Source organism: Pseudomonas sp. 2VD, assembly GCF_005503585.1.
Taxonomy (GTDB): domain Bacteria; phylum Pseudomonadota; class Gammaproteobacteria; order Pseudomonadales; family Pseudomonadaceae; genus Pseudomonas; species Pseudomonas aeruginosa.
Map to the genome: position 1 here is coordinate 1 of NZ_SCND01000205.1, position 10,782 is coordinate 10,782.

A 10,782-nucleotide genomic window follows, 5' to 3' on the forward strand; every position below is an offset into this window, starting at 1 on the left:
GCCTATGCCCTGGCCGTCGGCCTGCTCGCCGACAGCTTCAAGGGCGGCGGCCGGATAGTCGGCGCCTGGCCACTGGAGGATGTTCCGCTGAGCCGCTCGCAGCGCATCGAGCTGCAACGGCAACTGGCCGCCCGCGGACACGATCCGGGCGCGGTGGACGGCATCATCGGCGCCAATACGCGCAAGGCGATCCGCGCCTGCCAGCAGGAGTTCGGCTGGCCGGCGGACGGCTATCCGACCCCGGCGCTGCTCGACCGCCTGCGGACGCCATAGGGCCGCCGGCGGAGCTTACGACCCCACGTCCGCCGCGACCGCTCGCGGCACACCGGTTCGTAGGGCGGATAACGCCATGGGCGTTATCCGCCGCTGCGGCGTCCAGAACCTAGTCATCCGCGCAGAACCGCAGGATAGCGTCCGCCACCTGGGTGGCCGCCTCGCGCTGCGGAAAATGGCCGACGCCCTCCAGCACCAGCCGCTGGTAACGCCCGCTGAAGTAGTGCTCGCGTCCGCGGGAGCCGTCGGGGTGGGTGCAGGCATCCGCGCCGCCGTGCAGCACCAGGGTCGGCAGCGCCAGGCGCGGTGCCGGGAGCAAGCGCTGTTCCGCCGCCCCGTAGCGCGGCTCCCCCGCGACGAAGCCCCAGCGATGCCGATAATAGTGCAGCACCACGGCGACCCAGTCCGGCCCGGAGAAGGCCTGGGCGGCCTCCTGGAAATCGCGCTCGGCATACCATCCCGGCGGCGACCAGGTGTCCCACATCTGCCGGGCGAACGCCTCGCCCTCCTCGCGCAGCGCGCGCTCGCCGCGTGGCGTGGCCATGAACCACTGGTACCAGAAGCTACGGGCCTGCGGCAGGGAAAGAACTTGCTGCGGATCGTTGCTGGCGTACCCCACCGAGAGCATCACCAGGTGCGAGGCGAAGCCCTCGCGCAGTCCGCAGGCACTGGCCACCGCGCGGGCACCCCAGTCATGGCCGACCAGCAGGGGACGCTGCAATGCCAGGCCGTCGACGAATGCCAGCAGATCGCAAGCCAGAGCCGCCAGTTGCCCGCTGCGCGGAGTAGACGCATCGCGAAAGCGGGTCGGGGCGAATCCCCGGAGGGCTGGTGCCAGCACCCGATAGCCGGCGTCCGCCAGGGACTCCGCCAGGTCTTCCCAGGCATGCGGGCTGTCCGGCCAACCGTGCAACAAGACGGCGCTGCGCGCCCCCTGCGGATTCCACTCCAGGTAGGCGATATCCAGGACATCGGTGGAAACGAAGGCATAGCGGCTCATCGGACCTCTCCAAGAGAAAGCGAAGGGACATCCTAGGACGCTTGCCAAGGGTGATTCATGAATAGTTAGCGTCTACTATTCATGAAACGAGATGAATGGAAGACCTCATGGAGCTTGCCGTCCCCACCTCCCAATCCCTGGATATCGTGTTGTTGCGTACCTTTCTCGAAGTGGTCGACAGTGGCGGCTTCGCCCTCGCCGCGGACAATCTCGCGCTCACTCCCTCCGCGGTCAGCGGGCATATCAAGCGCCTGGAACAGACAGCCGGCGTCAGCCTGCTCAGCCGCACCACCCGCCGCCTGGAGCTGACCCAGGCGGGCGAGACGCTCTACGCCTATGCCCGCAACATCGTCGAGCTGGAGCGCGAGGCCCGCGCCAGGCTGCACGGCACGCCGATCCGCGACCGCCTGCGCATCGGCGCTTCGGAGGACTTCGCCAGCGCCTGGCTGCCACGCGTCCTGCAACGCTTTCGCCGCTGGCACCCCGAAGCATCCATCGAACTCAAGGTCGGTATCACCACCGACCTGCTCCGCCAGCAGGCCCAGGGGCGCACCGACGTGGTGTTCGGCAAGCAGTGCCGGCGGGTCGGAGACGACGGCGAACTGCTCTGGGAGGAACCGCTGGTCTGGGCCGCGGCGACCGCGATCGAGCTGCCCGTGGGCGAACCGCTGCCGCTGGCGCTGTTCCCCGAACCCTGCGTCTACCGCGAAGCGGCGATTACAGCCCTCGGCGCCGCTGCGCGTCCCTGGCGCCTGGTGTTCGAGAGCGCCAGCATGGCCGGCTGCCTGTCCGCCGCGCTGGCCGGTTTCGCCGTGACGGTGGTGGCGCGCAGCCAGATGCGCGAGGGGCTGCGCGAACTGGGCCCGGAACAGGGTTTTCCGACGCTGCCGGAGGCGCGTTTCTACGCCTTCTCGCGCCAACCCAGCCTGGCGGCCGAGGCACTGATCGAGGCGGTGCGGCAGCTCGGCCAGCGCAGTCGCTTCGTTACCGCACAGGGATGAGAGCAAACGGTACTCACCTACGCGCCGGCGGATAACCGCAAGCGGTTGTTCGTCCTACGTCCGAAGAGGCTTCGTGGCTGCCCAATGAAAAACGCCGCGTCCCTGTGCAGGGACGCGGCGTCGGAAGGCATTGGCGCGGCGTCGATCAGCCGATCTTGTTGCCGTGCGCCTGCTGGTCGGCATGGTAGGACGAACGCACCAGCGGACCGGACGCGACGTTCTTGAAGCCCATCTTCTCGCCTTCCTCGGCGAACCAGGCGAAGGTATCCGGATGCACGAAGCGCTGCACCGGCAGGTGGTTGCGCGACGGCTGCAGGTACTGGCCAAGGGTCAGCATGTCGATGTCGTGCTCGCGCATCCGCTGCATGACCTCGATGACCTCATCGTCGGTCTCGCCCAGGCCAAGCATCAGCCCGGACTTGGTCGGTACGTGCGGAACCATCTGCTTGAACTTCTGCAGCAGGTCCAGCGACCACTCGAAGTCCGAGCCCGGCCGCGAGGAGCGGTACAGGCGCGGCACCGTCTCCAGGTTATGGTTGAACACGTCCGGCGGCTCGTTGGCGGTGATCTCCAGGGCGATGTCCATGCGACCGCGATAGTCGGGCACCAGGGTTTCCAGCTGGATCCCCGGCGACAGCTTGCGGATCTCGCGCAGGCAGTCGGCGAAGTGCTGGGCACCGCCGTCGCGCAGGTCGTCGCGGTCCACCGAGGTGATCACCACGTACTTCAGCCGCAGGTCGGCGATGGCGATGGCCAGGTTGGTCGGCTCGTCGACGTCCAGCGGCTTCGGCCGGCCATGGCCGACGTCGCAGAACGGGCAGCGCCGGGTGCAGATGTCACCCATGATCATGAAGGTCGCGGTGCCGCCGGAGAAGCACTCGCCCAGGTTCGGGCAGGACGCCTCTTCGCAGACGCTGTGCAGCTTGTGCTTGCGCAGCAGTTGCTTGATGCGGTCGACCTCGGGGGAAACCGGGATGCGCACGCGGATCCAGTCGGGTTTCTTCGGCAGTTCCTCGGTGGGAATGATCTTCACCGGAATCCGCGCGACCTTTTCCGCGCCGCGCAGCTTCACGCCGACTTCCACCTTGCCCGGCTTGGCTTCTCCGGACTTCTCCACAACAGTGCTCATATCAGTTCGATCCCGCCCGTAAGGGTCTTCTGTTCAGCGTAGCCAAGGCGTGAGACGAGCTCAGCGCGCAATCGGGTACACACCTCGGCAAAATCCACCGGCCCAACCAGGTCGCGCAGTTGGGTCATGGGCATCCCGGCGTAGCCGCAGGGATTGATTCGTTGGAACGGTCGCAGGTCCATGTCCAGGTTCAGCGCCAGGCCATGGAAGGAACAGCCGTTACGGATGCGCAGGCCGAGGGAGGCGATCTTCGCCCCGTCGACGTAGACACCCGGCGCGTCCGGCTTGGCCACGGCCTGCACGTCATAGGACGCCAGCAGGCCGATCAGGCTCTGCTCGATCCGGCTGACCAGCTCGCGCACGCCCAGTCCCAGGCGGCGGACATCGAGCAGCAGGTAGGTGACCAACTGGCCGGGGCCGTGGTAGGTCACCTGGCCGCCGCGATCCACCTGGATCACCGGGATGTCGCCGGGGAACAGCACATGCTCCGCCTTGCCGGCCTGCCCCTGGGTGAAGACCGCAGGGTGCTGCAACAGCCAGGCTTCGTCCATTACCGATTTGTCGCGTTCGGCAACGAAGCGCTGCATGGCATGCCAGGTCGGTTCGTAGGGAACCTCGCCGAGCTCACGGAAGCCCAGCTCGAGTCCCATCAGAGCACCATGTGCACGCGTCCGGTCGCGCGCAGGTCGTTATGGATGGCTTGCAGTTGGTCGACATCGGTGGCGGTGATCAGCACCTGCACCGAGAGGAAGCGCCCCTTGCTGCTGTCGCGGACCACCAGGGTCTCGACGTCGAGATCCGGCGCGTGGCGCTGGATGATTTCCACGACCAGGTCGGAGAAACCTTCGCCGGCGTCGCCGATCACCTTGATCGGATAGCGCTCGCAGGGGAATTCGATTTTCGGGGGTTGAACGTCAGGGGTATCGGTCATGGCGGCGGCGGACCCGTGGTCCGCGGGGACGGGCGCCCGCTGGCCTCGTGAGCGGGCGGGCGCCGGTCGGTCAGTTGAACAAACCGTAGAAGAACAGGCGGATGCTATCCCACAGGCGGCGGAAGAAACCACCCTCCTCGACGGCGTTGAGGGCGACCAGGTCGGCGCTGCGGATGACCTTGTCGTCCAGCTTCACTTCCACCTTGCCGATCACCTGGCCCTGCTGGATCGGCGCCATCAGCTGCGGCTCCAGGACCATGCTGGCCTGCAGCTTCTGCATCTGGCCGCGCGGCAGGGTCATGGTCAGGTCTTCGGCGAGGCCGGCTTTCACTTCATGCTCGGAACCCTTCCAGACCAGGCCCTTGGTCAGCTCGGTGCCCTTCTTGTAGAAGTTGCGGCTTTCGAAGAAGCGGAAGCCATAGGTCAGCAGCTTCTGGGTCTCGGCGGCGCGGGCCTGCTCGCTGTTGGTGCCGAACACCACCGCGATCATGCGCTGGCCGTCGCGTACCGCGGAAGCCACCAGGCAGTAGCCGGCTTCGTCGGTGTGGCCGGTCTTCAGGCCGTCGACGGTCTTGTCGCGCCACAGCAGCAGGTTGCGGTTCGGCTGCTTGATGTTGTTCCAGAGGAATTCCTTCTGCGCGTAGATCGCGTAGTGGCTCGGCTCGCCGTAGATGATCGCGCGGGCCAGCACCGCCATGTCGCGGGCGGAGGAATAGTGGTCCGGGTTGGGCAGGCCGGTGGCGTCCATGAAGTGGGAGTTGGTCAGGCCCAGCTTCTGCGCGGTGGTGTTCATCATGTCGGCGAAGGCGTCTTCGCTGCCGGCGATATGCTCGGCCAGGGCGACGCTGGCGTCGTTGCCGGACTGGATGATGATGCCATGCAGCAGGTCGCTCACCGATACCTGGCTGCCGACCTTGATGAACATCCGCGAACCGCCGGTGCGCCAGGCATGTTCGCTGACGGTGACCAGGTCGTTCTCGCCGATGCGGCCGGCCTCGATCTCCTTGGTGGCGATGTAGGCGGTCATCAGTTTGGTCAGGCTGGCCGGCGGCAGGCGCTGGTCGCCGTTGTTCTCGACCAGAACCTGGCCGCTCTCTCCGTCCATCAGGACGTACGACTTGGCGGCCAGTTGCGGCGGCGCCGGAACCATGGATTCAGCAGCCCAGCCAGCCGTAGGGGCGATGAACAGGACAAGCAGTGACAAGCGTTTCGCGATAGTGGTGATGTTCATCCGTCTCTCTGGTTCTACCAATGGTCAAACAATCCCTTGCGGGAATTCCCTGCGTGAGTAGGCGCTCAGTCGGGGCGTACCAGCGTCGGCTGGCCAAGGTTGGCCACGCGGATGCTGTCCTGGGTGCGGCTAACCTCGTCCGCCGAACCGATCGGTCCCAGCCGCACCCGGTGCAGAATCTGCTGGTTGCGTACGACCGAGCTGATAAACACCGGCGCAGCCGTCACGCCGCTCAGCTTGGCCTTCAGCAGCTCCGCTGCATCCGGGTTGGCGAAGGCGCCCACCTGGAGATACAGGCCATCGGCTGGTAATGAAGCGTTTTTTTTTGAGTCGATCTGCACCGGCAGCACGGCGGCCGCGTGCTGCGCCGGCGGCGGGGTGTAGGTCTCGATCGGCTGGGTCATCGCCACCGCCTGAGTTTGCGTCGCAGCGGGGGCCTGGGCCACCGCCTGCTTGGGCTGCGCCAGGACCATCGGCGCCGGCCGGCCACGCTGGGCCCACCACTGCACCGGGTCGATGCCTTCGACCTTGACCCGCGCGGTGCCGGTCTCGGCATAGCCGAGCTTCTTCGCCGCGGCGAAGGACAGGTCGATGACCCGGTCGGAATAGAACGGGCCGCGGTCGTTGACGCGGACGATCACGCTCTTGCCGTTGTCCAGGTTGGTCACCCGCACGTAGCTCGGCAACGGCAGGGTCTTGTGCGCGGCGGTCATGCCGTAGAGGTCGTAGGTCTCGCCGTTGGCGGTGGCCTGGCCGTGGAACTTGGTGCCGTACCAGGACGCGGTGCCGACCATCCGGTAGGCCCGCGCATCGTTCATCGGGTAGTAGGTCTTGCCCAGCACGGTGTAGGGGTTGGCCTTCACCGAACCGTTGTGCGGCATCGGCACCGCATCGGGGATCCGCGACACGTCGACGTCCCACCAGGGGGCGCCGTCGCGATGCGGACGGGAATAGTCGCCCGGCCCGGAAATACCCGCCTGCCTGGCCGGCTGCTGGGGCGCCTTGCTGGAGCAACTGCTCAACAGCACGGCCGCCAGCCCGAGGCCGCAGACGGCGGGCAGGATCAGGGAGGAGCGGACACGCTTGCTCAATGGGCACCTCGCGCGCGGGCAATCTCGCCCGCCAGCTGATAAACCGCCATGGCATACATGGCGCTGCGATTATAGCGGGTGATCACGTAGAAGTTCGGCAAACCGACCCAATACTCGATGCCCTTGTCGCCGACGAAACGCATCGCCGTGACCTTCTGGTCGTCGCGCAGCGCATCATGGGTGCGCCAGCCGCGGGCACGCAGCTCGCCCAGGCTCATGGTCGGGTCGACGCCCCTGGTCACCGCGCTCTCGGCGCTCTCGTCGTTGATCTCGGCCACCGAGACCACCGGCTCGCCGGTGACCCAACCGTGCTGCTTGAAGTAACTGGCGACGCTACCGATGGCGTCGGTCGGGTCGCTCCAGATATTGATGTGGCCATCGCCGTCGAAGTCCACCGCGTAGGCGCGGAAGCTGCTCGGCATGAATTGCGGCAGGCCCATGGCGCCGGCGTAGGAGCCGGTCAGGCTGAGCGGGTCGACCTGCTGTTCGCGGGCGAGCAGGAGGAACTCGCGCAACTCCTTGCGGAAGAAGTCGGCCCGCGGCGGGTAGTCGAAGCCGAGGGTGGACAGCGCGTCCATCACCCGGTAGCTGCCGGTGTTGCGGCCGAAGAAGGTTTCCACGCCGATGATCGAGACGATGATCTCGGCCGGCACGCCGTATTCCTTCTCCGCCCGCGCCAGGTCTTCGGCATGCTTGTTCCAGAAGTCGACGCCACGACTGATGCGCGCGTCGCTGATGAAGATCGGCCGGTATTCCTTCCACTGCTTGACCCGCTCGGCCGGGCGCGAGATCGCATCGAGGATCGACTGCTTGCGGTTCACGTCGCGGAACAGCCCCATCAGCTGCTCTCCGGCGAAGCCGTAGTCGCGGGTCATTTCGCTGACGAACTCGGCCACTTGCGGCGAGCCGTCGTAGTCCCCCGCCTGGGCCGCCCCGGACAGGCCAATGACGCCGGCTACGCCGACCCATTGGACGCCCCTGGCCGCCCATGTACGCAGTACTTGCATTGCGTTCTTCACTCTTGGTCTCAAACCTGGGCGATCCACTTCCGATGGGTATGGATCGACATCAGAACCCCGAACCCTGACAACAGGGTAACCAGCGAAGTTCCGCCATAACTAATGAAAGGCAGCGGTACCCCCACCACCGGCAACAACCCGCTCACCATACCGATATTCACGAAGACATAAACGAAAAACGTCATGGTGATGCCACCGGCCAGCAGTTTGCCGTAGAGCGTCTGCGCCTGGGCGGTGATCACCAGGCCACGACTGATCAGCAGCAGGTAGAGCACCAGCAGCAGGCAGACGCCGACCAGGCCGAACTCCTCGCCGAGGACCGCAATGATAAAGTCGGTGTGGCTTTCCGGCAAAAAATCCAGGTGCGACTGGGTGCCCAGCAGCCAGCCCTTGCCGAATACCCCGCCGGAACCGATGGCCGCCTTCGACTGGATGATGTTCCAGCCGGTGCCCAGCGGGTCGCTTTCCGGGTCGAGGAAGGTCAGCACCCGCTGTTTCTGGTAGTCGTGCATGATGAAGAACCACATCGCCACGGCAATCGGCACCGCCGCCGACACCGCGCCGACGATCCAGCGCCAGCGCAGGCCGCCGACGAACAGCACGAAGCCGCCGGAAGCGAGGATCAGCATGGCGGTGCCGAGGTCGGGTTGCTTCAGGATCAGCACGAACGGGGTGACGATGATCGCCAGGCTGATCACCATGTGCTTGAGCCCCGGCGGCAGGTTGCGCTTGGACAGGTACCAGGCCACCGTCATCGGCATCAGCAGCTTCATGAACTCCGAGGGCTGGAAGCGGATCACCCCGGGGATGTTGATCCAGCGCGTCGCCCCCTTGGCGTCGTGGCCGATCACGTCGACCACCACCAGCAGCGCGACCCCCACCAGGTAGCCCAGCGGCACCCAGCGGGCCATGAAGCGCGGCTCGATCTGGGCGATGACCACCATCATGCCCAGTCCCAGGCCGAACGAGGTGGCCTGCTTCATCAGCATGTCCCAGCTCTTGCCGCTCGCCGAATAGAGGACGAACAGGCCGGTGGCGCCGAGGATCAGCAACAGCAGCAGGAGAATCCCGTCGATGTGCAGGCGCTGCAACAGGCTGGCGCGCCGGCGCATCACGTCTTCGTTGGACAGGGTGCGGTCGAAGTTACTGTTCAAGGGCGGGCGCCTCCGGCTCGGCTGCCGTGGGTTCGGGCTTGGCCACCGCCGCCGCGAGCGGCGCGACGGGTTCCGCGTATTCGGCCTTGAGCTTGCCGTGCTCGTCGAGCAGCCAGGCGTCCATCACCTGCTTGACCACCGGGGCGGCGACGCCGGAGCCGGACTCGCCGTTCTCCACCATCACCGCCACCGCGATCTGCGGGTTGTTGGCCGGCGCGAAGCCGACGAACAGGGCGTGGTCGCGGTGCCGCTCGAGCAGCTTGGAGCGGTCGTAGCGCTCGTTCTGCTTGATCGCCACCACCTGGGCGGTACCGCTCTTGCCGGCGATCAGGTAGGCCGAGGTGGCGCCGACCTTGCGCGCCGTGCCGCGGGCGCCATGCACCACCTGCTGCATGCCGTAGTCGACGCGGTCCCAGTTGGCCGGGTCGCGCAGCACGATGTCGGGCATCGGGTCGGGGTCGACCGGCGGCTGGCCGTCGATGGTCTTGGCCAGGTGCGGGCGGATCCAGTGGCCCTTGTTGGCCAGCAGCGCGGTCATCTGCGCCAACTGGATCGGCGTCGCCTGCATGTAGCCCTGGCCGATGCCGAGGATCAGGGTCTCCCCCGGGTACCAGACCTGGCGGCGGGTCTTGCGCTTCCATTCGCGCGAGGGCATCAGCCCGTCGGCTTCGCCGAACATGTCCAGGGCGACTTTCTGGCCGAAACCGAAGCGACTCATGAAGGCGTGCAGGCGGTCGATCCCCAGCTTGTGCGCGAGGTCGTAGAAATAGGTGTCGTTGGACCGGTAGATCGCCGACTCCAGGCTCACCCAGCCATCGCCGTAGCGGTTCCAGTTACGGTACTTGTGGTCGTAGTTGGGCAACTGGTAGTAGCCGGGGTCGAAGACCCGCGAGGTCGGCGTGACCACCCCGGCGTCGAGGCCGGCCAGTGCCACCGCCGGCTTCACCGTCGAGCCCGGCGGATAGAGCCCGCGCAGGACGCGGTTGTACAGCGGCCGGTCGATGGAGTCGCGCAGCTCGGCATAGGCCTTGAAGCTGATGCCGGTGACGAACAGGTTGGGGTCGTAGCTCGGCTGGCTGACCATCGCCAGCACGTCGCCGGTGGACGGCTGGATCGCCACGATGGCGCCCCGCCGCCCGGCCAGGGCGTTCTCGGCGGCCTCCTGCAGGCGGCTGTCGATGCTCAGGACGATGTCCTTGCCGGGAATCGGGTCGGTGCGCTTGAGCACCCGCAGCACCCGCCCGCGGGCGTTGGTCTCGACTTCCTCGTAGCCAACCGTGCCATGCAGCTCGCTCTCGTAGAAGCGCTCGATGCCGGTCTTGCCGATATGGTGGGTGCCGCTGTAGTTGATCGGGTCGAGGTTCTTCAGTTCCTGCTCGTTGATCCGCCCGACGTACCCGACCGAATGGGCGAAGTGCTCCTTCAGCGGGTAGTGGCGGACGAACTGGGTCGCCACGTCGACGCCCGGCAGGCGGAACTGGTTCACCGCGATGCGTGCGATCTGTTCCTCGTTGAGTTCGAACATGATGGGAACCGGCTCGAACGGACGCCGCCCCTGCTTCATGCGCTTCTCGAAGATGGCCCGGTCGTCCTCGGTCAGGCCGAGGATCTCCACCAGCGTGTCGAGGGTCTTCTGCAGGTCCTCGGTGCGTTCGCGGGTGATGGTCAGGCTGAAGCTCGGTCGGTTGTCGGCGATGATCACGCCGTTGCGGTCGAAGATGATCCCGCGGGTCGGCGGGATCGGCTGCACATGGACCCGGTTGTTCTCCGACAGCGTCGAATGGTACTCGTACTGGGTCACCTGCAGGTGGTACATGCGCGCCACCAGCACCAGGGTCAGCAAGACCACCGCCACCGCCCCGACGATGACGCGCCGACGCACCAGGCGGGCGTCTTTCTCGTGGTCTTTCAGGTGGATCGGCTGCGGCATCGGGACTGGGGACTATTTGTGGT

Annotated in this window: 11 protein-coding genes; 2 read left to right on the forward strand and 9 right to left on the reverse strand. The window is 66.5% G+C overall.

All coding sequences use genetic code 11. The annotated features are described in order from the left end of the window. The coding region (locus tag FFS27_RS20525) for a peptidoglycan-binding domain-containing protein (RefSeq protein WP_137952175.1) at positions 1-273 on the forward strand (273 nt) is incomplete at its 5' end. A 109-nt stretch (positions 274-382) separates the two neighbouring features. Here the strand turns inward: FFS27_RS20525 and FFS27_RS20530 are convergent. Then, positions 383-1,273, reverse strand: a complete 891-nt coding sequence (locus tag FFS27_RS20530; RefSeq protein ID WP_003132505.1) for an alpha/beta fold hydrolase — start codon at positions 1,271-1,273, stop codon at positions 383-385. A 107-nt stretch (positions 1,274-1,380) separates the two neighbouring features. Here FFS27_RS20530 and FFS27_RS20535 point away from each other — a divergent pair, with 107 nt between their 5' ends. Continuing rightward, entirely contained in the window at positions 1,381-2,274 is an 894-nt protein-coding gene (locus FFS27_RS20535) for a LysR family transcriptional regulator (protein ID WP_003132503.1), read from the forward strand. A 145-nt stretch (positions 2,275-2,419) separates the two neighbouring features. Here the strand turns inward: FFS27_RS20535 and lipA are convergent, their stop codons facing one another. The 8 genes from lipA to mrdA form a co-directional block, all read right to left on the reverse strand. Continuing rightward, complete coding sequence (lipA, locus tag FFS27_RS20540; RefSeq protein ID WP_003119196.1) at positions 2,420-3,403, reverse strand: lipoyl synthase; 984 nt, start codon at positions 3,401-3,403, stop codon at positions 2,420-2,422. After that, entirely contained in the window at positions 3,400-4,053 is a 654-nt protein-coding gene (lipB, locus tag FFS27_RS20545) for a lipoyl(octanoyl) transferase LipB (protein WP_021265262.1), read from the reverse strand. The genes lipA and lipB overlap by 4 nt, the downstream gene beginning before the upstream one ends. Next, the gene (locus FFS27_RS20550; RefSeq protein WP_003100311.1) at positions 4,053-4,334 is read right to left on the reverse strand and encodes a DUF493 domain-containing protein; all 282 of its coding nucleotides are present in this window, start codon (positions 4,332-4,334) and stop codon (positions 4,053-4,055) included. Before FFS27_RS20550 ends, lipB begins: the two co-directional genes overlap by 1 nt. A 70-nt stretch (positions 4,335-4,404) precedes the next feature. After that, positions 4,405-5,565 (reverse strand): D-alanyl-D-alanine carboxypeptidase family protein, encoded by a 1,161-nt coding sequence (locus tag FFS27_RS20555; protein WP_003093182.1) that lies wholly within the window; start codon positions 5,563-5,565, stop codon positions 4,405-4,407. Between the two features lie 65 nt (positions 5,566-5,630). After that, positions 5,631-6,656: a septal ring lytic transglycosylase RlpA gene (gene rlpA / locus FFS27_RS20560; protein ID WP_021265263.1), complete on the reverse strand. Its 1,026-nt coding sequence runs from the start codon at positions 6,654-6,656 to the stop codon at positions 5,631-5,633. Next, complete coding sequence (mltB, locus tag FFS27_RS20565; protein WP_003132500.1) at positions 6,653-7,675, reverse strand: lytic murein transglycosylase B; 1,023 nt, start codon at positions 7,673-7,675, stop codon at positions 6,653-6,655. Before mltB ends, rlpA begins: the two co-directional genes overlap by 4 nt. Positions 7,676-7,683: 8 nt before the next feature. Further along, positions 7,684-8,787: a rod shape-determining protein RodA gene (rodA, locus tag FFS27_RS20570; protein WP_023657032.1), complete on the reverse strand. Its 1,104-nt coding sequence runs from the start codon at positions 8,785-8,787 to the stop codon at positions 7,684-7,686. A gap of 31 nt (positions 8,788-8,818) precedes the next feature. Continuing rightward, positions 8,819-10,759 (reverse strand): penicillin-binding protein 2, encoded by a 1,941-nt coding sequence (gene mrdA / locus FFS27_RS20575; protein ID WP_003093191.1) that lies wholly within the window; start codon positions 10,757-10,759, stop codon positions 8,819-8,821. Between the last annotated feature and the right edge of the window lie 23 nt (positions 10,760-10,782).